Origin of the sequence: Paenarthrobacter sp. RAF54_2 (assembly GCF_052113945.1) — a bacterium.
Lineage (GTDB): Bacteria > Actinomycetota > Actinomycetes > Actinomycetales > Micrococcaceae > Arthrobacter.
The window spans coordinates 36,242-56,955 of record NZ_JBFRDV010000009.1; the positions used below are offsets into that span (position 1 = coordinate 36,242).

The following is a 20,714-nucleotide window of genomic DNA, read 5'->3' on the forward strand; positions in this document are numbered from 1 at the left end:
ACCATGATGGACGCGAAGACGATCGAAGCCATTGCCGACGAGCTGCTTGAGGCCGGCCGGAACCGCAAGCCGGTCCCGCGCCTCACCGCCCGCTACCCTGACATGACGGTGGAGGATTCCTATGCCGTCCAGCAGTTGTGGCGGCGACGGAACGAAGAAGCCGGGCGAACGTTGGTGGGGCGCAAGATCGGCCTCACGTCCAAAGCAATGCAGGCCGCTACCGGGATTACCGAGCCGGACTACGGGGCGATCTTCGATGACATGGTCCTGGAAACCGGCTGCTCCGTGCAATGGGACCAGTACACGCACCCTCGCGTCGAGGTGGAGCTCGCATTCGTGCTGAAGGACGGCCTCAAGGGCCCTGGCTGCACGATTTTCGACGTCCTCAATGCCACCGACTACGTGGTTCCGGCCCTCGAAATCCTGGACTCCAGGATCGAAATGGAGGGCCGGACCATCGTGGACACCATTTCGGACAATGCCGCCATGGGGGCCATGGTGATAGGTGGCCGACCAGTGCGTCCTGACGCCGTCGACCTCCGCTGGGTCTCCGCGATTCTGTACAAAAACCAGACTGTGGAAGAGACCGGGGTGGCAGCCGGAGTGCTTGATCACCCGGCCAACGGCGTGCACTGGCTGGCCAATAAAATCGCCGCGCACGGGGACTCGATGAAGGCCGGAGATATTATCCTTGCGGGCTCGTTTACCCGCCCCATGTGGGTGTACAAAGGTGATACCGTACACGCGGACTACGGACCTTTGGGAGTCGTGACATGCAATTTCGACTGAGCCCCACCTTCTATTCAGCACTCTCAGAGGCCGGCCGTCCGTTGGCTGGCATGTGGGTCTGTTCGGGTAGTCCGTTGGTGGCTGAGGTCTGTGCGGGATCCGGGCTGGACTGGCTTCTGATCGACGCCGAGCATAGCCCCAACGGTCTGGAATCGATCCTCGCCCAACTCCATGCCGTGAGTGGCTACCCCGTCCAGGCCATGGTCCGGCCGCCGGTCAACGACACCGTAGTCATCAAGCAATACCTTGACCTCGGCGTGCAGAACCTCCTAATTCCCATGGTGAATTCTGCCTTCGAAGCGGCGTCCGCGGTTTCCGCCGTCCGCTATCCGCCGCTGGGCGTTCGCGGTGTGGGTTCGGCATTGGCCAGGGCTTCGCGCTGGAACCGCGTTCCTGACTACCTTGCTGCGGCTTCAGAATCGATCAGCCTCACGGTTCAGATTGAATCAGAGGCAGCGGCTTCGGCCGTGGAGGAAATCCTGGCAGTCGACGGCGTGGACGGCATCTTCCTTGGCCCCTCGGACCTCGCAGCTTCCATGGGTTTGCTGGGACAGCAGGAAAATCCCTTGGTGAGGGCCGTCGTCGAGCATTGCCTCGAGGCCGCCAAAGCGGCCGGCAAGCCAGCAGGCGTGAACGCCTTCAACGAGTCCACCGCCCGCGCCTATCTCGACGCCGGTGCCTCCTTTGTACTGGTAGGCGCCGATGTTTCTGTCCTGGCCCGGGCGTCCGAAGGTTTCGCTTCGACGTTCATTCCCGTGTCCGAAACGGCGGATCGCGACAGCTACTGACCTCCCGGATGGGTTAGGCTCGACGAACCAGAGCCTGAGGGGGCAGCGCTATGAATCGTCGTGCGATAGCTGTGTTTTCCGTGGTCGCCGCGCTTGCGTTTACTGGCTGCTCGGCTCCGGCCGGGTTGAAAGTTCTGAACCGGGAAGCGACGGCGGAGGACAAGCTCCCGGAGTCCGTGAGCCTTACCGGCGTGGATCTGAACGTCGAGGCCGGGACAGCCCGATTGCTGGCAACCTTCGATGACGTGAAGTACTTCGGGGCTAAAAGTTCCACGTCCGGGGCCGTCTGCTTGATTGCGGTACCTGTAGGACTGCCGGAGCGGTGGAGGGCGGGTTGCTCAGCGGTCGCGAGAAGCGAGCAGATTGTCACCATCTCTGGCGGGGACGGTACAGAGGCAAAGCTCATCAACGACGGCGTCGACACAAACCGACCGGAATATCAGGGCTGGACCCTGGTCCACGAGAATGTGCTGATCAGCAAGCCATCCCGCTACTGAACCAAGTAGCGGGTGAGCGGCGCCGCCGTATATCTGGCCCGCCCTACTTTCGTATTAGTTGGGTTCGGCGGGGGTGTCTTTGCGCTCCATATACCACTCGGTGAATTCGCGCGCACGGCCGTCCTCGGCAAAGCGGATGACCCAAAGGTTGTCGTACGTGGGCTGATCGTTGAGGTACGTAGTGACGGCCTGGACGAAAGCCGTGTCTCCGTCCTGGCCAAGGAGCGTCCATTCGAAAGTCCAGTCATCGGGCTTATCCCCGGCCTCCAACCATGCTGTAACGATTTCTTCATGGCCGTTCCACGGGGATTCAGTGTTCGGCCTGTCGTAATAGATGGCGTCCTCAGTGAACAATGCCCGGATGTCGTCGGGATCGTTCGAGGTCCACGCGCTTATGTATTGGCTCATCCACGAGTTCACGTCGGTCATGCTTCCGTTCTACCCGTTATAGACCGGACCCTCAACGGTTGAGCTGCGCGGGAGCTCGGGCTCGGCGGGGCCGCGAGTCATAAGAGTCCCTTATAGATCCACGCACATTAGGTCTTATCCACAGCGCTCGCGAATCCCTAGTCTCGAAAAAGGGGACGCGTGAATCCGCGCGTCCTGGGTTCCACATTCCTGGAGGAGACATGTCCGACTACCTGCCGGCGTCGAGGGTCACCCGCATCAAGTCCTCAGCCAGCGTTGCGGCCGCCGCCCGCGTCCGCGAATTGAAAGCTGAAGGCATCCGGATCATCGACCTGACCGTCGGCGAGCCGGACTTCGACACTCCTGACCACATCAAGGCCGCAGCCATCGAGGCGATCAAGGCCGGCGAGACCAAGTACACCTCGGTGACCGGGACGCCGGAACTGCAGACCGCCATCCTGCGCAAGATCGAAAATCACACTGGCCACCACTACGAACCGAACCAGTTGACCGTGGGTGGGGGTGCCAAGCAGGTCCTCTACGTTGCGCTCATGGCCTCGCTCAATGCAGGCGACGAAGTGATCGTCCCGGCGCCGTACTGGGTTTCCTATCCAGACATGGTCCTGGCCAACGACGGCACCCCGGTGATCGTCCCGTGCGGGGAAGATGCAGGCTTCAAACTGACCCCGGCCGCCCTGGAAAAAGCCATCACCCCCAAAACAAAGTGGCTCATCCTCAACGCTCCGTCCAACCCGACCGGCGCCGTGTATTCCCGCGAGGAACTGCAGGCACTCGGAGCCGTCCTCGAGGAGCACCCGCACGTCCTTGTCCTCACTGACGAGATCTACGACGAAATTCACTTCGGCGATGGCCGCGTCACGAGCCTGGTTGCCGCTGTGCCGGCGCTCAAGGACCGGATCCTCCTGGTCAACGGCGTCTCCAAGGCCTATGCAATGACCGGCTGGCGCCTTGGCTACGGCGTCGGCCCGGCCCCCTTGATCGCGGCCATGAACAAACTGCAATCGCAGACCTCCTCGTGCCCGTCGTCCATCAGCCAGGCCGCGGCTGTAGCGGCGCTCAACGGAGATCAATCCTTCGTCCGCGACAGTGTGGAGGTGTACCGCAAACGCCGGGACGCCGCCGTCGAGGGTTTGAACGCTATCAATGGGCTTTCCGTTGCGCCAGCGGAAGGCGCCTTCTACGCGTACGTGAACTGCTCGGGCGTCATCGGCAAGACCGCGCCCGACGGCACGGTCATCCAGAACGACCAGGACTTCACGATTTACCTGCTGGACGCTGCACGCGTCGCTGTCATTCAAGGCTCGGCTTACGGGCTGGGACCCTACTTCCGGATCTCCTTCGCCACATCGCTGGAGACCATCAACGCCGGCGTGGATTCGATCCGCGACGCCATCAACGCACTTTCCTAAGCCCACAGAAAGATTTTGAAAATGATCCACGTTAAGACCAAGTTCGAGCGACCCGATGCCGACGTCGTCAGCCGCCTCGCTGCCTTTTCCTCGGCGACCATTCACGAGGCACAGGGGCGCCGCGGGGCTTTGAGCTCCAGGATCAAGCCGATCGACCGCTCCATGTCCTTCTGCGGCCCGGCCGTCACGGTCGCTTGTGCACCGCAGGACAACCTGATGCTCCAGGTCGCCATCCACTACGCACAGGCCGGCGATGTGGTCCTTGTTAGTGCCAAGGAAATGGCCGAGGCCGGCACCTTCGGCGACGTCCTGGGCAACGCCATGAAGGCCAAGGGCATCGCCGCGATGGTCACCGATTCCGGTGTGCGGGATACGCAGGACCTGATCGAGCTGGGCCTGCCCGTCTTTTCGGGCAGCATCAGCATCAAGGGCACAGTCAAGGAAACGCTCGGCCCGATCAATCATCCACTCGTCTTCGGCGACGAAATCATCTATCCCGGCGACATCCTGCGCGGTGACGCTGACGGCGTGGTGGTTGTCCGCCGTGAGGAGGCCGAGGAAGTCATCGCTTTGTCCCAGGCCCGCGACGACCATGAGCGTGAACTCATCAAGCTGTACCACGATGGCGGCAACACCATTGAGCTCTGCGGCCTGGCGGAGAAGCTCAAGGAGAAGGGCCTCCTGGTCGAGGACTAACCGTCGGCAATGGGCCGGTCGCGCGTCGTAAGAGGCGTTGCGGCCGGCCCTTCTTGACGCCGCAATCGGGCATGGGAAAGGCGCCTTGCCAGTGGCAGGGCGCCTTGGGGTGCTGCAGATTTGGTTGATGTACGACTTTGTTGACGTACGACGGCGGCTGGCCGGGTTTCGCGGGAGGCTTGGGCCTGAGGGGCTCAGTCGAGTCCGGCGTGTCCGGGGCGGGTGTCCACCAAGTGCCATTCGATGCTGTTGCCGGCGTGGGCGGGCATCAAGCTTCCCTCAAAGACGAACAGTGGTTCACCAATGCCGCCGGTCGGACGCCAAAAGCCATTTCGTGGGCAGTGAAATCCTGTTCGTGCGCTCATCGTTCCGCGGGTTGGATTCGAAACCCATCCGGTTGTGCTGATCCTTTTCACCGTTGTTTCCTTTGAACTTGCCCGCGGAATCCGTGAGCTGCTTCGAATTTCTTGCTAATTCGATACTAGGAAATTAAGACGCTGCTGAATAAGACCAAAGCTGTCTGTCCGGATAAGTGTTTGTTATGGATGGGCCGGCAACTGCACGGGGTCGGCGCCGTACTTGCTGATGAGTTGTTGATGCAGCATCTCCTTGACCACCAAGAGCACCGCCGAGGCGGCTTCGGACAGTGGCTCGTGGTCCGGAGTGCAGAGGGCGATTTTGCTTTGCAGCCCGGGCTCAACGATCCGCAGCACCTTGAAGTCCTGGTCCGGGAAGAGGGCATCGGCCGCAGACTTGGGCAGGACCGTGCCGCCAAGGTTTGCCTGGATGAGTCTGGTCAAGGAGGGTACGGACTCCACTTCGCCCACCAGGCGGAGCGGTAGCTCGTGATCTGCCAGGCCCTTCTCGATGATTTGGCGCAAAGTGTGGTTCTTCTCCGGAAGGAACAGGCCCACCTTGCTCGCTTCCGCAAGAGTGACTGTGTCCTTGCCGTGGTTGACATCCACATCAGGGTGGACCACCAGGTGGAGGTCTTCGACGATCATGGTGGTAAATTGCACGCCCCGGATCTTTCCCGGCTCATAGATCAGTGCCATGTCGAGGCGTCCGTTCTTGATGGCCTCGCTCAGGACGCCGCCGAAAATTTCGGTCAGGTGGAGCACGATGTCCGGGTAGCGTCGGCCGACTTCGCTGATGATCCTGGGCGTGAGGCTCGACGCCATACTGTAGGGCGCGATCGCGATGGAAACCCTGCCGGAGGGTGCGGCGCCTGAGGTGGCCACGTCCTGCCGGGCCTGTTCAACCAGGCGCAGAATCGACTGGGCGTGGCGGTAGAGGGTGTGTCCCGCTGCGGTGGGTTCAACGCCTTGCTTGCTGCGGATCAGCAGGCGCTGCTTGAGGTCGTTTTCCAGCGCAGACACCTGCTGACTAAGGGCCGGCTGGGCAACATGGAGGGCAGCAGCTGCCTTGGTGATGCTCCCGGAGTCAACGATTTGCACGAAGTATGCGAGTTTGCGCGTATCCATGTCTGCCTTCCTGGAGGGGCCACGTCCCCGGGTGGCATGCCATAAGGAAATTCTATCCGGCAGCACTGGGACCCACGCCACAGTACAGGGTGGTGCACGTCATAACGGAGAGCTATTACGGGATAGCTATTAGGTCTTTGTGCAACGTCGTGGGGCGGTGCGAGACTTTTGGAAGAACTTCAGGCCACGATGCGGATTGTAGAAATCGCAGGGTATTCCCTGGAATTTATTTATCCCCTGCGGAGACAGTTGCCCGCTTTTCTCCCTACGAAATAACAATCACGGAAAGAGAATCACGTGAACCCGACAATTGACCTTGTAGCGGATCTCGGAGAGGGATTTGGCGCCTACACCATTGGCGACGACTCCGACCTCCTGGAGATCGTCACAAGTGCCAATATTGCGTGCGGGTTCCACGCCGGTGATCCGGACATTATGGCGACCACTGTTGCTGAATGTGTTCGCCGTGGCGTTGGCATCGGTGCGCATCCGAGCTTCCCGGACCTGCGAGGTTTCGGCCGGCGCGATATGGCCCTCTCCGCCAGCGAGGTTCAGAACGATCTGCTCTACCAGTTGGGTGCGCTCAACGGTTTCGCCGCGTTCCACGGCACCAAGGTCACCCATCTCGCGCCGCACGGCCGGCTCGGCAACCTGGTGGCAGTGCGGGCCGACTACGCCCAGGCTGTTGCGGAGGCGGCAGCGCGGGTGGATAGCGAACTCATCGTCGTGGCGCAGGAAGGTGAACTGGCCACCGCCGCCCGTGCCGCCGGACTTGGCGTTGCAATCGTAGGTATCGTGGATCGCGCCTACCAGGAGAACGGCACGTTGGTTCCCCGCAGCCAGCCCGGTGCCGTATTGCATGATCCCGCAGAGATCCTGGAGCGGACCCTGCGCATGGTGGTCGACGGGAAGATCCGCTGCGCCAACGGCGCGGACATGGATATCGACGTCGACACCGTCCTCCTGCACGGGGACAACCCCGGTGCCGTCAAACTCGCCCGCTTGATCCGCTCGGAGCTCGTCTCAGCGGGTGTCCGCCTCGCCCCGCTCGCCGAGGTCATGGATGCCAAGAGGAAGGTGGCCTGACATGTCCGTGCTTACAGCGGTCCCCACCGAAGTCTACGAATCCGGAGACTCCGCACTGCGTGTAGTCGCGATCTCGGAGGCAAGCGAAGAGAACTGGCTTACAGTGCATGGACTGGCCCAGTGGCTGGAAAACTGCGGAGCCGAAGGCCTTCACGGCGCGGTTCCCACATACGATTCGGTACTCGTTGAATTCGATCCCATTCTGGTTTCCTCCCGGCAGGTACGGGCATTCGTGAAACTCGGACTGCTTGAAATTGGACGTACGGGAGAACCGGCAACGGCTCCCCGCGAGTTCGATGTTCCCGTGGTCTATGGCGGCCATTACGGGCCGGACCTGGAGCGCGTTGCGCTGTATCAGGGGATTGATACCGAGGAAGTCATCCGGCTCCACACGGAGAAAACGTACACGGTTCGTTGCCTGGGTGCGCCTGCAGGTTCGCCCATGATGGACGGGCCCGCGTTCCCCAAGCCCGTACCCCGCCTCAAAGATCCCAGGCTGAGTGTTCCGGCAGGTGCTGTTGCAGTCGCCGGCCGCCAAGCCGTCATCGCTCCGGCTGTGGCCCCCGGTGGCTGGTGTGTCATTGGCCAAACCCCCTTGTCAGTCCTGAACATCCGCCGGGAACCGTTGGTCCCGTACAAGCCGGGCGACATCCTGCGTTTCCGGGAGATCCATCCCGAGGACTTCAACAATTACGCAGGCCTGGAATTGGAGCCGCTGGAACTGGCTCCGCTGGAGCTGGCTCCCTCGGCATCTGGAGTGCGGCCATGAACGGCGGAATCCTGATCCAGCAGCCCGGCAACTCGGTCGTCACGGACCTCGGACGTACACGCGGCCCCCGTTTCGGGTTGCCGGTCAACGGAGCTTTGGACCAGTACTCAGCCCGAGCGGCAAACATTTTGGTGGGCAATTTGGACAACGATCCGTTGGTGGAGATCACGGCCCTCGACTTTCGGATGAAAGCCACCACTGACATCCTGATCGCAGTCACCGGAACCCCTCTCACGCTCACCGTCGCCGGTCGCCCATCGAGCCAATGGGAACCGGTGTCAGTGAGGGCGGGAGAATCAGTGTCCATTCGTCGACTTCATAGCGGACTGCGCGCCTACCTCGCTATCCATGGTTCCATCGAGGCAGACACGCTGCTTGGCAGTGTAGCCCCGGACACCGTGGTGGGCTTTGGACTCCAGCTCAAGGAAGGTACCAGCCTTCCCATCCGTCGGAGCGTGGGGCCGGTACGCCAGCCTTACTTCGACCTCCCCCTTTTCCGGTTGGGCCTTGAACGGCCAACCATGGGATCAGACCTGTCGGTCGATGTGACCGACGGACCGGACATCGCCGAGTTTGGCGAATCCGGTGAACTGCTCTTCACTTCGGAGTACACCGTCAGCGGCCGCAGCAACCACATCGGCCTGCGGCTTGGCGGAGACCTTCCGGAAAGAACCTCCAGCGGCGAGGTGCTTTCCCGCGGCGTGCCAGTGGGCGCCGTCGAGGTTCCTTCAAGGGAAGAGTTGCTGGTACTGCACCGGGGACGCGGCGTCACCGCCGGGTATCCGGTACTCGCAGTAGTAACCAGCGCCGGACTGGATGTCCTGGCCCAAGCACGGCCAGGGGACAAAGTCCGTTTTCGGAAAACCACAGTGGCAGAAGCAACTGCCGCCCATCGGCGCTCGCGGGCGCAGCTTGAAACCCTCCGCGAATCCGTCAAGACCGTCTTCGGACTCCTCGGCATCGGATGCCGTCCCCAGTGGCAGGACCTACCAGTTGCGGCATGCAGCTAAAGACCCTGTCGTCATACCAGTAGGCGTTGCTACGCTCATCTAGTAAGGAAAAGTCATGACCGCAAGCACCAACGCTGCGCCCACGCAGCATGAGCGGCTCACGGGCCGCCAAACCCGCAAAGTTGTCACCGCAGGTTGCGTCGGCATCTTCGTGGAACTGTACGACAACGGCATTTTCGCCTTCATGGCGGGCACGCTGGCGCTCGTCTTCCTGGCACCGGGTAACCCGGACAACGCCCTGCTCTTCGTGTTCGCTGGATACGCGGTTTCGTTCTTCGTGCGACCCCTCGGCGCTGTTGTTTGTGGCTACCTTGGAGACCGGATCGGCAGGCAAAAGCTACTGGTCTTCGTCATTCTCCTGATCAGTGTTGCCACCGCTGGCATCGGCCTCTTGCCGCCATTCGCGGCCATTGGTGTTGCGGCTCCAATTCTGCTGGTTCTCCTGCGTCTGCTTCAGGGCTTCTCGGTGGGCGGCGAGGCTGCCGGTGCCATGACCTTCCTCGCTGAGCACGCCCCTGAGGGTAAGCGCGGCATCATCACCTCTTATGCGCAGATTGCCTCCTTCGCAGCACTGCTCACCGGTACGCTTGTGGCGTTCTCCATGTCGCCCTGGCTCACGCAGGCGGCCATTGACGCGGGCGGCTTCGGTTCCTTCGCCTGGCGCATCCCGTTCCTGGTCGCCATCCCCATGGGCATCATTGGTTGGTACATTCGCAAGGCCATCGCCGATACCCCCAACTTCGTAAAGCTCAAGGAAGAGGGCGGACTCTCCAAGAACCCGCTGAAGGAAGCCTTCAAATCCGCCGAGCACCGCCGTGCCATGCTCCTGGCCCTCTTCATCCCGCTCATGAATGGCTCCGGCTACTACGTCCTGTTCTCCTACATGCCCACGTTCCTCAAGGGCAAGCAGCTGAATTTCACCATCGGCGAGGCGCTCCTGGTGACTGCCTGCAGCCTGGTTGTCATCTGCATCGCGATCCCGTTCATGGGTGCGCTGTCGGATCGCGTGGGGCGCAAGAAGGTTATCGCCGGCTCCGCCATCGCCATGGCAGCCCTCGGCATCCCCTCGTACGCCCTCATTGCAACCGGCCAAATGGGCCTGGCAATCCTCGGTGCCTGCATCATGGCAGTCGTCTTCGCTGGACATACCGCAGTCATCCACATTCTGATCGTCGAACTGTTCCCCACACGGGTCCGGTACTCGGCATACGGGCTGGGCTACAACATCTCGTCAGCACTCTTTGGCGGCACGGCTCCGCTACTCATGACCTGGCTTATCAGCAGCACGGGCAACATCTACATGCCCGCCTTCTACGCAGTAATCACGGCACTCGGCACGCTCATCGCCGTCAGCACGGTCAAGGACCGGGCCCACGAGCCGCTGCGCGACGCATAGCAACTACCGACCTTTGGGCTTCTGCGTCCGGCCCAGCCGGACGCAGAAGCGCCACCGATTCCCCACGTTTGGAGAACCCAATGACTTTTTCCGACTACACCACGGCTCTCGTCACCGGAGCGTCAACCGGAATGGGTGCAGCCATTTCCGAACGACTCGCCAAGCGCGGCCTGACGGTTCACGCCGTGGCCCGCAACGAGGAACGCCTTGCCGAATTGGCCGACCGCACCGGGGCGATCCCGCACGTAGTGGACCTGACCAACACAGCCGCGCTGGCCGCCGTCGTGAATGACCTCAACGTGGACGTCCTGGTGAACTGCGCCGGGGTTTCCCGGCCGGGGAACATTCTGGACTCGTCCGAAGAGGACATCGACGAGCTCGTGGACGTGAATCTCCGCGGTCTGCTTCAGCTCACCCGCCTGGTGCTGCCGGGCATGGTGGAGCGGGACCTTGGCCACGTCATCAACATCAGTTCGATCGCCGGCACCTACAACTTCTATGGCCACACCGTTTATCACGCCACCAAGGCTGCCGTGCACCAGATCTCCCGCCAGCTTCGCAACGACACCGTCGGCAAGCGGATCCGCGTCACCGAGATCTGCCCGGGACGCGTGGAGACAGAAATTTTCGGCCGGAATATGGGCGGCACACCCGAGGCCATGGAAGAAGCTTGGAAGACGTACTACGAGGGCTACGAGTCATTGACCACGGACGACATCGTGAACGCCCTGGACTACGCTATCGAAACGCCCCGCCACGTCAACGTGGGCATGCTTGAGCTCATGCCGACGTTCCAGGTACCCGGCGGCCTGACGTTCGACCGGCGCTAAGGCGCCCCTCAGATTCCGGTGATTCACTCCCTCACCGGAAATACAAGCTGGCGGCCGCGTTTTCGCGGCCGCCAGCACCCGTTTAACCAGCTCTCGTTTAGCCAGTAACGCCCGACGGCGCGTGGTTCAGTCCTCGTGCAGCGTTTCTGTCAGGTGATGGGTGGGGATGCGGTCCCGGTCATAGGTGATTTCCGTGTAGCCGTGGGGCTGCGGGCGGCCATCGGCGCCCATGTTCACGAACACGATTTCCTCGATGGTCAGGATGCTCTGCCGGGTGATCATGTTCCGGACCTCGGCGCGCATGGTCAAGGAGGTGCGGCCGAAGCGTTTGGCCGTCAACCCCATCTCTATGAGGTCGCCCTGAACTGCTGAGCTCACGAAGTTGATTTCGGAGATGTACTTGGTGACCGCGCGGCCATTGCCCAACTGGAGGATGGCGTAGATCGCTGCCTCTTCATCGATCCACTTCAGCAGGCTTCCACCGAAGAGCGTGCCGTTGGCGTTGAGGTCCTCGGGCCGCACCCATTTGCGGGTGCGGAAGGTGATGTCTGCTTTTTCCATTTTCCGAGATTATCTGACTACCGCAGGGTGTGCTTGATGTTGCGCGACGCTTGGTTGCTTCTGTCAACGCTTCTTGTCGGTTGGCTATGCCATCGCCGTGCGGGAGGCGCTGTGGGAGTTGATCCGCTTGGAGTAGCAGTAAGACCCGTTTACGCCGACGTAAGGGCCAAAATTGGGAACTTCGGCGAATCCAGCACTCACGTAGAAGCTCCGTCCATCAGACTGGGCTGATCCTGCCTCAGCTGCTATCACGCTGAAACCGTGTGAGTGGGCCTGTGCTTCGAGCGCGGCCAGGATGGAGCTCGCGACTCCTGAACCCCGCGCATAGGGAACCACGTATAGACGCTTGATCTCAGCTGTGTTCTCGTCCAACATCCTCAGGCCGCCGCATCCGAGCGGTTGTCCGGAGGATTTCTCGTAAGCCACAACGAAAACCGCAGTGTCAGCTTCGGTGGGCGGGGGACCGGGCTCGTGATCCGTTGTTCCGAACCGGGCATCCAGTTCAGCCTGTTGCGCGGCGCGGAGGTCAGCGCCTACCGGGTTCGCCCAGGTGACCTGCCGGATGTTGAGCCGGGGGTTGGTCTGCATCAATGCCTCATTTCGCTTGGTTTCGCTGAGGTGTTTATGCGTCTTAAGCCTAGGAAGCTGTGGTTACCGCCGTGTTTCCTGCGCGTAAGCTTCGGGAGAATTGCTGAATTTCCTGCATTGCGGGGCATGCTCTGCGCACTTTCGGGTGGGTTTGGCGCGCAGAGCGGGCCTCACAACGCCTCGCCTGTTGGGTCCTCGGCCGTCTGGTCTGCCAAGGCGAGCCCACCCACGGGAATCTGGTCCCAGTGCAGCACGCGCCAGCCTGATTCCGGATCGCCTTCCAGCGCCACGATTCCCGTATTGGGCAATTGATGGGTCTCAGCGAAGAGAGTGTCGATATCCTCTGCCCTGCGGCCTGCCCAGCAGCGGATTGCGGCTCCATGGCTGACGATGGCCGCCGTCGAATGGCCCGCGGCCGCGACCTTTTCCACCGAGGCATCGAAGCGGGCAAAGAAGTCGTGGCCGTTGAAGGCGCCCGGCATGCGAACGTCGAGGTCGCCGTCGGACCAGGCGAACACCGTGCTCATGTACCGCAAATGCGATTCATGATCCGTCTTCTTCTCCAACGAACCAGCTTCGATCTCATGGACGCCGTTCAGGATTTCCGGTTCCAGTCCCGTGGCCTTGGCGAGCGGTATCACCGTCCGCTGGGTCCGGAGCAGCGTGGAGGTGTAGAGGGCCTGCATGGACTCGTCTGCAAGAGCCTCCGGGAGCGCGGCCGCTTGCCGTTCGCCGAGTTCCGTCAATCCGGGGCCAGGAAAGGCTGTATCCAATTGGCCAGCAACGTTGCCGGGGGTCTGTCCGTGCCTGATCAGTAGGAGCTTCATGGGTGCTCCGCTCCTTACGTTGTTGCCTTATCTGTCCTGGCCGTGCGTTCCCGCCCAGTTGGTTCCAGCCAATCAGCGGTGAACGCGAGCGAACGCCCCGACACGCCGGTTCTCCGCATCTGGAAGGGCATGGCTCGGTGACGAAGTGGGCAGGACTGAGCCAGGGATCTACTAATTAAACGCCGACGGCGGGCCGAGGCACCAAGCCCCGGCCCGCCGTCGTCGAGCGTTGACTGCTACTTCAGGTGGTCCACCAATTTCTCGGCGATGCCGGTGTACTTGCCCGGGGTGAGGGCGAGCAGGCGGGCTTCGGCGTCGGCGGAGAGGCCGAGCCCCTGCACGAACTCCTGCATCCGGGCACCATCTACGCGCTGGCCCCGGGTGAGATCCTTCAGGCGCTCGTAGGGGTTCTCCATGCCTTCCACGCCGGCGATGGCTTCAGCTCGCATGACCATCTGGATGGCTTCGCCCAGGACTTCCCAGTTGGTGTCGAGGTCGCCAGCAAGGACTTCCTCGGCGACGTCGAGGGCCTTAAGGCCCTTGGCAACGTTGGAGATTGCCAACAGGGAGTGACCAAAGGCGACGCCGATGTTGCGCTGTGAGGAGGAGTCCGTGAGGTCGCGCTGCCAGCGGGAAGTAACCAGCGTTGCGCCCAGGGTGTCCAGCAGGCCGTTGGAGATCTCCAGGTTGGCCTCGGCGTTTTCGAACCGGATCGGGTTGACCTTGTGCGGCATGGTGGAGGATCCGGTGGCGCCAGCAACGGGAATCTGGCGGAAGTAGCCGATGGAGATGTAGCTCCAGATGTCCGTGCAGACGTTGTGCAGGATGCGGTTGAAGCGGGCAATATCGGCGTAGAGCTCTGCCTGCCAATCGTGGCTTTCGATCTGCGTGGTGAGCGGGTTCCAGGTGAGGCCCAGTCCTTCGACGAAGGTCTTGGCAACGGCTTCCCAGTCGGCACTCGGGACGGAAGCAACGTGTGCGGCGTATGTGCCCGTGGCACCGTTGATCTTGCCGAGGTATTCAGTCTTGGCGATCCGTGCCAGCTGGCGGTTCAGGCGGTGCGCGATGACCGCCAGTTCCTTGCCGAGTGTGGTGGGCGTGGCGGGCTGGCCGTGGGTACGGGACAGCATGGGCACAGAACGGTTGGCTTCTGCCATGGCCTCGATCTGCTGGACCAGTGCGGTGGCGTTGGGGAGCCACACATCCTCTACGGCGCCCTTGATACCAACGGCGTAAGAGAGGTTGTTGATGTCCTCTGACGTGCAGCCGAAGTGGACCATGGCCGTCAGGTTTTCGATGCCAATCGCAGGCAGGCGGCGGCCGATGTAGTACTCCACTGCCTTGACGTCGTGGACCGTGACGGCCTCGATCTCGGCGAGTTCGTTGACCGATGCGGCGTTGAATTCGGTGACGATGGCACGGAGCTGCGAAACCTGCTCGTCCGTCAGGGGACCTGCTCCGGGCAGCACCGACTGGCTGGTCAGGTGGATAAGCCACTCAACCTCAACGTGAACGCGATCGCGGTTCAATGCGGCCTCGGACAAGTAGTCAACGAGGGGCGCGACGGCGGCACGGTAGCGGCCATCGAGGGCGCCAAGGGCGAGGGGTTCGGAAGCGAGGGACACGCGAGGGGATTCAGCCATGGGCCTATTCTTTCATGTTCCGTGGAGGCGCCCGAGTTGGTGACTTGGCTATGTGGACAGCCGCCCGCGTTATCCACATAGCCGACGGCGGCGCTTCCGCCCGGTTCCCCGGATCCGTAGCGTCGTACCTACCGATCAGCAGAACAATCAATGGAGTACACGGACATGAGCGTCGGCTTGATGCCTGCAGCCAACCCACCCACCTTCGATCCCCTGGAGTGCGCCTCGCGCAGCCACGAAGTCCAGAGGCTCGCTTGGCGAATTAAGGCTTCCGTGGATCAGACGGATGCTGTGCTGGCATCCTTGCGGCGGACCCAGTTGGAAGAGTGGCAGTCGCCGGCCGGAAGTGCTTACAGGACAACTATTGCTCTTCACGCCTCAGCACTGATGCGGGCACGGGAATCACTGGAAGATGCGGCCGCGTCGGTTCTCCGTCATTCACAGAACGTCGCCGTCTCCGATGGGAGGGGGCACTGATGGCTGATGTTGCTCCTGTTGGTGGGGGTTCAGCCCCTCAACCTATGGCCCCGGCCCCGGATGGGATCCTCAGCATCCGTGGGGGAGTGGGCGGAATGTCCTGCCAGTTGGAAGAGCTCCTGCGTGGAGCCGCACTCCTTGATGACTTGGTTCAGCAGTTGATTGGTGTGGAAGAAGAAACCGGCAGGGTGCAGGCTGATTTGGGGCCTTACCTCTTCGACTCGTACGCCTCGGGGTGTGCCGCAATCGATGCGGTGGCTGAAAGCGGTCAAGACGTAGGCAGGGTGCGTCAGGAATTGGTTGGTGTCAGCGCCAGTGTGCGTTCCAGTCATCACGATTACGTCCAAACCGAGGTCAAGAACCTGTTCCCGCGGATGTTGAGGCTTGATGAGATGAAGATGTCAGGTGCACCCTGGATGCCTGGCCGGGACATCGCGCACAACGTGGTCACAACCATCATTCCACCGGGGATGGCGGCGCGGGACATCATGCATGGACTGCTGCAGTCCCCCCTCGTTCCCGGACTGAGGCCGCGCCCGGTGAGCATCGAGAAGATGGACGAGTCGGTCGAGCAACTCGATCCATCCATGGCACAGAGCATCCGGCGACTCGAGAAACTCCATGCCCGGGGCGATGGAGAAATTGAGATCATCCAGCTGGGCCACGATGGCTCGTCCTCCTGGATGGTGTTGATTCCGGGAACGCAATCCGAAGCACCAGATACCAATCCCTTCGACAAAGCGGGTGTAGGTGAAGCACTCGGGTACGACTCTGAAGAAGTGGTTCCGGCCATTGGTCAGGCATTGAGAGAAGCCGGCGCTGAAGCCGGAGACCAGGTGGTAGCAGTCGGGCACAGTCAAGGAGGCGCACACGCCATGAACCTCGGCCAGAACAAGGCATTCCTGAGCGAATTCGACCTCAAATATGTACTGACGGCTGGAGCCCCTGCTGGCGGTCTTAGCGCGGAACCCGGCATTGCTTCATTGCACCTGGAGCACGCCCAGGACTGGGTCCCTGGTTCGGACGGCAGGGTGAACCCTGATACCAAGGACAGGGTGACGGTAACGCTGAACAATGAAGTCAAAACTCCAGAGGGAGAAGACCCGGGCCTGGGTCCCGGTCACCGACTCGACAACTACGCCGAAGGCGCGGAATTGGTCACGGCGAGTAAGGATGCCTCCCTTGCAGCTTCTACGGCAGCGTTCGCGGGTGTTGTTGGTGTGGGAGGCGCGGCAAAGGTGACGCACTTCAAGCTGGAACGGTCACCCTTGCCGGACAAGAGGCCGAGCCTGCGGAACCCCGACCTTCCCGAGACGCGATCCGTGGCCGGGGCTCGGTAAGTACAGCGCAATGGTGACTGCAGTGCCAATGGTTAGTGCAGCGCCAACAGTGAGAACAGGCCCAGCGGCGGGAACTGCATCTAGCGTTTGCGGGCCCCGGGGATCAGGCCGGCAACCACGCTGATGATGCTGATGATGATCGAGGCGAGGATGGCTGTCCAGAAGAACGAGTCAATAGTGAGGTGCACAGGCGTGAAGCTGCTCAGCCACGCTGTCAGGTACAGCATTGCCGCATTGATGATGATCGTAAACAGCCCCAGGGTCAGGATCGTCACGGGGAGAGACAGAATCTTAACCAGCGGGCGGACGAACGCGTTGACGACTCCAAAAATCAGGCCGATGAAGAGGTACGCCAAGACGATCCCCGCTGCATCAGCGCCTTCAGTGATCCCGGCGTTGGCTGCCGCCTTTTCAGTGGCAGAGGAAGAGATCTCCAGTCCATCCAACAGCCAGCTGGCGATCCACAGAGCCAGGCCGTTGATCAGGACGCGAACGATGAATGAACCCATGCGCCCATGCTTTCATACTCGTCTGTGGCTCGGCTGGGACATCACTATGGAAAGGCAACTGGATGAGGATGAACGTTGGCTGCCGAACATGCCAAACGCCACAAGGGTGCAAGTAGGCTTGAATCCATGACTACTACTGACAACGCACCGGAGGGCGTACTCCCTCGACCGGTCGTGGACAGGCTCCCCAAGTACGCGGCTGGTAAACCCCCCTATGCGATCGAGGGCCTCACCAGCTACAAATTGTCGTCCAATGAAAACCCGCTGCCTCCGATCCCTGCAGTGTTGCAGGCCATCGCGGATCAGACTGACATCAACCGCTACCCAGACCCCTTGGCAACCAAACTGCGCGATGCTTTGGCTGACTTCCTGGATGTTCCTGCTGACGACGTCGTCACCGGTGCAGGAAGCCTCGGCGCGCTCAACCAGATTCTTGCCACCTTCGCGGGCCAGAATGATGACGGCAAGTCGGACGAGGTGATCTACGCCTGGCGCTCCTTCGAGGCTTACCCCATTTGTGTGGGCCTTGCGGGGGCGGCCAGCGTGCAGATCCCGTTGCTTCCCGACGGCCGTCACGATCTCGAAACCATGGCGGCGGCGGTCACGGTGCGCACCAAGGTGATCTTGCTCTGCACCCCGAACAACCCCACCGGGCCCATCCTCACGGCTGAGGAAACGGAGCGCTTCATCCAGTCGGTGCCGCCCAACGTGGTGGTGGTCATTGATGAGGCTTACCAGGAATTCGTCCGGGACCAAGCCGCCGTAGACGGGATCAAGCTTTACCGGAAATACCCCAATGTTGTGGTGCTGAGGACTTTCTCCAAAGCCCACGGGTTGGCAGGACTGCGGGTTGGATACAGTGTTTCCGGCCCGCAGCTCACCCAGCACCTTCGCGTTACAGCTACCCCCTTCGCCGTATCGCAAATTGCAGAACGCGCAGCGATTACATCCCTCGAGAATTTCGACCAGGTTGTCGAAAGGGTACAAAGCCTGGTGGAGGAGAGGGACCGCGTCACTTCGGGTCTCCGCGCTCTCGGATGGTTCGTGCCGGAGGCCCAGGGGAACTTCGTTTGGTTGGACTTGGGAGAGAACAGCGGCGAGTTTGCGGCGTTGGCAGCCGAGCAGGCCCTATCTGTCCGGGCCTTCGGTAATGAGGGAGTCCGGGTCAGCATTGGCGAAGTGGAAGCCAATACAAGGTTCTTGAAACTCTGTGCAGGTTATACAAAGGCTCCGCACAGTTCCTAGCGGTTAACAAATGCGCCTACGCTACTTACTGCCGATAAAGTAAGGACGAAAGCCAAAATATATGCCCGTTCCGGAATGCATTCCGGAACGGGCATATATCCCAGCGACAGACATTGCCCGGCACTAGCTGCGGCAAGCAAGGAGACGGAATGGGCTCGACACAACTGCCCCCCGGGACCGATGAAACTCTGGCGGCAACCTCAGCGGCTGTAGCTGCCTCGGGTGAACCCGTAGAGATGGTCCAGTTGCTCGGCCCTGACGGAAAGCTAGGCACCGACCCCGTCTTCTCTGACTATGCCAAGCGGATAGACCCCGAAAAGCTCCGCGTCTTTTATGCCGACATGGCCAGGATTCGCCGTTTTGACCAGGAGGCCACCGCGCTGCAGCGCCAAGGCGAACTCGCTTTGTGGGTGCCGCTGACCGGTCAAGAGGCCGCCCAGATCGGCTCGGCCCACGCCAGCCAGCCCCAGGACTACATTTTCCCCACTTACCGTGAACACGGTGTCGCATTGGTGCGCAACGTGGACCTTGCTGAATTGTTGAAGCAGTTCCGCGGAGTCTCCAACGGAGGCTGGGACCCGCGGGGGAACAACTTCCACCTCTACACCTTGGTCCTCGCCGCGCAGACGCTTCACGCAGTGGGCTACGCCATGGGCATCCAGCGTGACCAGAAGCTCGCGGTTGCCGATGGTTCCAATGATCCCAAGGCTGCAGTGGTTGCCTACTTCGGTGACGGCGCCAGCTCCGAAGGGGACGTCCACGAATCAATGGTTTTCGCTGCCTCGTACGACGCCCCGGTTGTCTTCTTCTGCCAGAACAACCACTGGGCCATCTCTGTGCCTACCGAAGTCCAGACCAAGGTCCCGTTGGCCAACCGCGCCAAGGGTTATGGATTCCCGGGAATCCGTGTGGATGGCAACGACGTCATTGCCGTGCATGCCGTCACTGAATGGGCCTTGGAGCATGCCCGTGAGGGCCGCGGCCCTGTACTTATCGAGGCGTACACCTACCGTGTCGGTGCGCACACCACAGCTGACGACCCCACCAAGTACCGCGAATTGGCCGAAGAGACCGCGTGGCGTGCGAAGGATCCGCTGGAGCGTTTGGAGAAATACCTGCGGACTGAAGGGCTCGCCGATGAAGCCTTCTTCGAACAGGTTCAGGCCGACGGGGATGAGCTGGCCAAGTATGTCCGCAGCACCACGCACGGCCTGGAGGTGCCGGACATCCGCGATTCCTTCGCCAACGTCTATGCCGAAGCACACCCGCTGATTGCAGAGGAACAGGCGTGGTTCGAGGAATACTCGGCAGGCTTCGAAACCGACCAGGAGGCAGCTAACTGATGGCAACCATGACCATTGCAAAGGCCATCAACGAGGGTCTCCGCGCATCGCTGAAGAGCAACCCCAAGTCCCTCTTGATGGGCGAGGACATCGGGCATCTCGGTGGCGTTTACCGGGTGACGGATGGCCTGATCAAGGAATTCGGGGCCGACCGCGTCGTCGATAGCCCTCTGGCAGAGTCCGGCATTGTGGGAACTGCTATTGGGCTCGCATTGCGTGGCTACTCGCCGGTGTGCGAAATCCAATTCGATGGCTTTGTCTATCCGGCCTTCAACCAGATCACCACGCAGCTGGCCAAGATCCATGCCCGCAGCCATGGCCGCCTTACTGTTCCTGTGGTTATTCGGATCCCCTACGGCGGCGGAATTGGTTCCATCGAGCACCACTCCGAATCCCCGGAAGCGTTGTTCGCCCACACCGCTGGCCTCCGTATCATTTCGCCGTCCAACGCCCATGACGCTTACTGGATGATCCAGAAGGCGGTTGAGTGCCAGGACCCTGTGATCTTCTTCGAACCCAAGCGCCGCTACTGGCTCAAGGGCGAGGTGGATGTGGAGAATGCTGGTCTGTCAGAAGACCCGTTCAAGGCACATGTGGTCCGTGAAGGTACGGATGCCACGATTGTGGCTTACGGGCCGTTGGTTCCGGTTGCCCTCGCTGCAGCAAATGCTGCAATTGAGGATGGACGCAGCATTGAGGTCATCGACCTCCGCTCCATCTCGCCCGTGGACTTCGACACCGTTGAGGCGTCGGTCAAGAAGACCGGCCGCCTGATCGTCGCCCACGAAGCCCCCACGTTCGGCGGCATTGGCGGTGAGATTGCCGCCCGCATCAGCGAACGGGCGTTCCTGCACCTTGAAGCCCCTGTGATCCGTGTTGGCGGTTTCCACATGCCGTATCCCGTGGCCAAGGTTGAAGAGGATTACTTGCCGGACATCGACAAGATCCTCGAAGCGCTCGACCGCTCCCTGGCTTACTAAACCGCCCTGATCCAGTCC

General features: G+C 61.4%; 23 protein-coding genes. 15 read left to right on the forward strand and 8 right to left on the reverse strand.

Features of this window, described 5'->3' with window-relative positions; translation table 11 throughout:
• The first annotated feature begins 3 nt into the window (after positions 1-3).
• From hpaH to AB4Y87_RS11070, 3 genes are read left to right on the forward strand one after another with little or no spacing between them, the layout of a single operon-like run.
• Complete coding sequence (gene hpaH, locus AB4Y87_RS11060) at positions 4-789, forward strand: 2-oxo-hept-4-ene-1,7-dioate hydratase (RefSeq protein WP_442004390.1); 786 nt, start codon at positions 4-6, stop codon at positions 787-789.
• Complete coding sequence (locus AB4Y87_RS11065; RefSeq protein WP_442004391.1) at positions 774-1,577, forward strand: HpcH/HpaI aldolase family protein; 804 nt, start codon at positions 774-776, stop codon at positions 1,575-1,577. Before hpaH ends, AB4Y87_RS11065 begins: the two co-directional genes overlap by 16 nt.
• A 50-nt stretch (positions 1,578-1,627) precedes the next feature.
• Positions 1,628-2,074 (forward strand): hypothetical protein, encoded by a 447-nt coding sequence (locus tag AB4Y87_RS11070; RefSeq protein WP_442004392.1) that lies wholly within the window; start codon positions 1,628-1,630, stop codon positions 2,072-2,074.
• A gap of 54 nt (positions 2,075-2,128) precedes the next feature.
• Here the strand turns inward: AB4Y87_RS11070 and AB4Y87_RS11075 are convergent, their stop codons facing one another.
• Complete coding sequence (locus AB4Y87_RS11075; RefSeq protein WP_442004393.1) at positions 2,129-2,503, reverse strand: nuclear transport factor 2 family protein; 375 nt, start codon at positions 2,501-2,503, stop codon at positions 2,129-2,131.
• Positions 2,504-2,703: 200 nt separating this feature from the next.
• Here AB4Y87_RS11075 and AB4Y87_RS11080 point away from each other — a divergent pair, with 200 nt between their 5' ends.
• Both AB4Y87_RS11080 and AB4Y87_RS11085 read left to right on the forward strand, forming a co-directional pair.
• The gene (locus tag AB4Y87_RS11080; protein WP_442004394.1) at positions 2,704-3,912 is read left to right on the forward strand and encodes an aspartate transaminase; all 1,209 of its coding nucleotides are present in this window, start codon (positions 2,704-2,706) and stop codon (positions 3,910-3,912) included.
• Positions 3,913-3,933: 21 nt separating this feature from the next.
• Positions 3,934-4,608 carry a 4-carboxy-4-hydroxy-2-oxoadipate aldolase/oxaloacetate decarboxylase gene (locus tag AB4Y87_RS11085; RefSeq protein ID WP_442004395.1) on the forward strand — a complete coding sequence of 225 codons (675 nt, stop codon included), beginning with the start codon at positions 3,934-3,936 and terminating at the stop codon, positions 4,606-4,608.
• 194 nt (positions 4,609-4,802) lie between these two features.
• Here the strand turns inward: AB4Y87_RS11085 and AB4Y87_RS11090 are convergent, their stop codons facing one another.
• Positions 4,803-4,973 (reverse strand): hypothetical protein, encoded by a 171-nt coding sequence (locus AB4Y87_RS11090; RefSeq protein WP_442004396.1) that lies wholly within the window; start codon positions 4,971-4,973, stop codon positions 4,803-4,805.
• Positions 4,974-5,147: 174 nt separating this feature from the next.
• Entirely contained in the window at positions 5,148-6,092 is a 945-nt protein-coding gene (locus AB4Y87_RS11095; protein ID WP_442004397.1) for a LysR substrate-binding domain-containing protein, read from the reverse strand.
• Between the two features lie 297 nt (positions 6,093-6,389).
• On the opposite strand from AB4Y87_RS11095, the gene AB4Y87_RS11100 reads away from it, so the two are divergent.
• The 5 genes from AB4Y87_RS11100 (at position 6,390) to AB4Y87_RS11120 (ending at position 11,183) form a co-directional block, all read left to right on the forward strand.
• Positions 6,390-7,178, forward strand: a complete 789-nt coding sequence (locus AB4Y87_RS11100) for a LamB/YcsF family protein (protein ID WP_442004398.1) — start codon at positions 6,390-6,392, stop codon at positions 7,176-7,178.
• Position 7,179: 1 nt separating this feature from the next.
• Positions 7,180-7,947 (forward strand): 5-oxoprolinase subunit B family protein, encoded by a 768-nt coding sequence (locus tag AB4Y87_RS11105; RefSeq protein WP_442004399.1) that lies wholly within the window; start codon positions 7,180-7,182, stop codon positions 7,945-7,947.
• The gene (locus AB4Y87_RS11110) at positions 7,944-8,957 is read left to right on the forward strand and encodes a biotin-dependent carboxyltransferase family protein (RefSeq protein WP_442004400.1); all 1,014 of its coding nucleotides are present in this window, start codon (positions 7,944-7,946) and stop codon (positions 8,955-8,957) included. The genes AB4Y87_RS11105 and AB4Y87_RS11110 overlap by 4 nt, the downstream gene beginning before the upstream one ends.
• A gap of 55 nt (positions 8,958-9,012) precedes the next feature.
• Positions 9,013-10,353: an MFS transporter gene (locus tag AB4Y87_RS11115; RefSeq protein ID WP_442004401.1), complete on the forward strand. Its 1,341-nt coding sequence runs from the start codon at positions 9,013-9,015 to the stop codon at positions 10,351-10,353.
• An 80-nt stretch (positions 10,354-10,433) separates the two neighbouring features.
• Positions 10,434-11,183: an SDR family oxidoreductase gene (locus AB4Y87_RS11120; RefSeq protein WP_442004402.1), complete on the forward strand. Its 750-nt coding sequence runs from the start codon at positions 10,434-10,436 to the stop codon at positions 11,181-11,183.
• A 126-nt stretch (positions 11,184-11,309) separates the two neighbouring features.
• Here the strand turns inward: AB4Y87_RS11120 and AB4Y87_RS11125 are convergent, their stop codons facing one another.
• The 4 genes from AB4Y87_RS11125 to purB form a co-directional block, all read right to left on the reverse strand.
• Positions 11,310-11,744 (reverse strand): acyl-CoA thioesterase, encoded by a 435-nt coding sequence (locus AB4Y87_RS11125; protein WP_224093181.1) that lies wholly within the window; start codon positions 11,742-11,744, stop codon positions 11,310-11,312.
• Positions 11,745-11,828: 84 nt separating this feature from the next.
• Positions 11,829-12,332, reverse strand: coding sequence for a GNAT family N-acetyltransferase (locus tag AB4Y87_RS11130; RefSeq protein WP_442004403.1), 504 nt, complete (start codon positions 12,330-12,332; stop codon positions 11,829-11,831).
• A 170-nt stretch (positions 12,333-12,502) separates the two neighbouring features.
• Positions 12,503-13,159, reverse strand: coding sequence for a histidine phosphatase family protein (locus AB4Y87_RS11135; RefSeq protein WP_442004404.1), 657 nt, complete (start codon positions 13,157-13,159; stop codon positions 12,503-12,505).
• A 236-nt stretch (positions 13,160-13,395) separates the two neighbouring features.
• Entirely contained in the window at positions 13,396-14,802 is a 1,407-nt protein-coding gene (gene purB / locus AB4Y87_RS11140) for an adenylosuccinate lyase (protein ID WP_442004405.1), read from the reverse strand.
• Positions 14,803-14,967: 165 nt separating this feature from the next.
• On the opposite strand from purB, the gene AB4Y87_RS11145 reads away from it, so the two are divergent.
• A complete protein-coding gene (locus AB4Y87_RS11145; RefSeq protein ID WP_431117094.1) occupies positions 14,968-15,279 on the forward strand; it encodes a hypothetical protein in 312 nt (103 codons plus the stop codon).
• Positions 15,279-16,619, forward strand: coding sequence for a hypothetical protein (locus AB4Y87_RS11150; RefSeq protein ID WP_442004406.1), 1,341 nt, complete (start codon positions 15,279-15,281; stop codon positions 16,617-16,619). The genes AB4Y87_RS11145 and AB4Y87_RS11150 overlap by 1 nt, the downstream gene beginning before the upstream one ends.
• A gap of 80 nt (positions 16,620-16,699) precedes the next feature.
• Here the strand turns inward: AB4Y87_RS11150 and AB4Y87_RS11155 are convergent, their stop codons facing one another.
• Positions 16,700-17,128, reverse strand: a complete 429-nt coding sequence (locus AB4Y87_RS11155) for a phage holin family protein (RefSeq protein ID WP_442004407.1) — start codon at positions 17,126-17,128, stop codon at positions 16,700-16,702.
• A 126-nt stretch (positions 17,129-17,254) separates the two neighbouring features.
• On the opposite strand from AB4Y87_RS11155, the gene AB4Y87_RS11160 reads away from it, so the two are divergent.
• From AB4Y87_RS11160 to AB4Y87_RS11170, 3 genes are all read left to right on the forward strand, one after another.
• Complete coding sequence (locus AB4Y87_RS11160) at positions 17,255-18,373, forward strand: histidinol-phosphate transaminase (protein ID WP_442004408.1); 1,119 nt, start codon at positions 17,255-17,257, stop codon at positions 18,371-18,373.
• Between the two features lie 149 nt (positions 18,374-18,522).
• Positions 18,523-19,716, forward strand: a complete 1,194-nt coding sequence (gene pdhA / locus AB4Y87_RS11165) for a pyruvate dehydrogenase (acetyl-transferring) E1 component subunit alpha (RefSeq protein ID WP_442004409.1) — start codon at positions 18,523-18,525, stop codon at positions 19,714-19,716.
• Positions 19,716-20,696 carry an alpha-ketoacid dehydrogenase subunit beta gene (locus AB4Y87_RS11170; RefSeq protein ID WP_442004410.1) on the forward strand — a complete coding sequence of 327 codons (981 nt, stop codon included), beginning with the start codon at positions 19,716-19,718 and terminating at the stop codon, positions 20,694-20,696. The genes pdhA and AB4Y87_RS11170 overlap by 1 nt, the downstream gene beginning before the upstream one ends.
• Positions 20,697-20,714: the final 18 nt, after the last annotated feature.

What these genes read in the sequence shown, in the direction of transcription:
- AB4Y87_RS11080 (WP_442004394.1), top strand. Translation starts at nt 2,704, where the DNA reads ATGTCCGACTACCTGCCGGCGTCGAGGGTCACCCGCATCAAGTCCTCA.
- AB4Y87_RS11120 (WP_442004402.1), top strand. Translation starts at nt 10,434, where the DNA reads ATGACTTTTTCCGACTACACCACGGCTCTCGTCACCGGAGCGTCAACC.
- AB4Y87_RS11170 (WP_442004410.1), top strand. Translation starts at nt 19,716, where the DNA reads ATGGCAACCATGACCATTGCAAAGGCCATCAACGAGGGTCTCCGCGCA.
- AB4Y87_RS11090 (WP_442004396.1), bottom strand. Translation starts at nt 4,973, where the DNA reads ATGAGCGCACGAACAGGATTTCACTGCCCACGAAATGGCTTTTGGCGT.
- AB4Y87_RS11155 (WP_442004407.1), bottom strand. Translation starts at nt 17,128, where the DNA reads ATGGGTTCATTCATCGTTCGCGTCCTGATCAACGGCCTGGCTCTGTGG.
- AB4Y87_RS11105 (WP_442004399.1), top strand. Translation starts at nt 7,180, where the DNA reads ATGTCCGTGCTTACAGCGGTCCCCACCGAAGTCTACGAATCCGGAGAC.
- AB4Y87_RS11160 (WP_442004408.1), top strand. Translation starts at nt 17,255, where the DNA reads ATGACTACTACTGACAACGCACCGGAGGGCGTACTCCCTCGACCGGTC.
- AB4Y87_RS11070 (WP_442004392.1), top strand. Translation starts at nt 1,628, where the DNA reads ATGAATCGTCGTGCGATAGCTGTGTTTTCCGTGGTCGCCGCGCTTGCG.
- AB4Y87_RS11125 (WP_224093181.1), bottom strand. Translation starts at nt 11,744, where the DNA reads ATGGAAAAAGCAGACATCACCTTCCGCACCCGCAAATGGGTGCGGCCC.
- purB (WP_442004405.1), bottom strand. Translation starts at nt 14,802, where the DNA reads ATGGCTGAATCCCCTCGCGTGTCCCTCGCTTCCGAACCCCTCGCCCTT.
- AB4Y87_RS11135 (WP_442004404.1), bottom strand. Translation starts at nt 13,159, where the DNA reads ATGAAGCTCCTACTGATCAGGCACGGACAGACCCCCGGCAACGTTGCT.
- AB4Y87_RS11085 (WP_442004395.1), top strand. Translation starts at nt 3,934, where the DNA reads ATGATCCACGTTAAGACCAAGTTCGAGCGACCCGATGCCGACGTCGTC.
- AB4Y87_RS11065 (WP_442004391.1), top strand. Translation starts at nt 774, where the DNA reads ATGCAATTTCGACTGAGCCCCACCTTCTATTCAGCACTCTCAGAGGCC.
- AB4Y87_RS11095 (WP_442004397.1), bottom strand. Translation starts at nt 6,092, where the DNA reads ATGGATACGCGCAAACTCGCATACTTCGTGCAAATCGTTGACTCCGGG.
- AB4Y87_RS11110 (WP_442004400.1), top strand. Translation starts at nt 7,944, where the DNA reads ATGAACGGCGGAATCCTGATCCAGCAGCCCGGCAACTCGGTCGTCACG.
- pdhA (WP_442004409.1), top strand. Translation starts at nt 18,523, where the DNA reads ATGGGCTCGACACAACTGCCCCCCGGGACCGATGAAACTCTGGCGGCA.
- AB4Y87_RS11115 (WP_442004401.1), top strand. Translation starts at nt 9,013, where the DNA reads ATGACCGCAAGCACCAACGCTGCGCCCACGCAGCATGAGCGGCTCACG.
- AB4Y87_RS11150 (WP_442004406.1), top strand. Translation starts at nt 15,279, where the DNA reads ATGGCTGATGTTGCTCCTGTTGGTGGGGGTTCAGCCCCTCAACCTATG.
- hpaH (WP_442004390.1), top strand. Translation starts at nt 4, where the DNA reads ATGATGGACGCGAAGACGATCGAAGCCATTGCCGACGAGCTGCTTGAG.
- AB4Y87_RS11130 (WP_442004403.1), bottom strand. Translation starts at nt 12,332, where the DNA reads ATGCAGACCAACCCCCGGCTCAACATCCGGCAGGTCACCTGGGCGAAC.
- AB4Y87_RS11075 (WP_442004393.1), bottom strand. Translation starts at nt 2,503, where the DNA reads ATGACCGACGTGAACTCGTGGATGAGCCAATACATAAGCGCGTGGACC.
- AB4Y87_RS11145 (WP_431117094.1), top strand. Translation starts at nt 14,968, where the DNA reads ATGAGCGTCGGCTTGATGCCTGCAGCCAACCCACCCACCTTCGATCCC.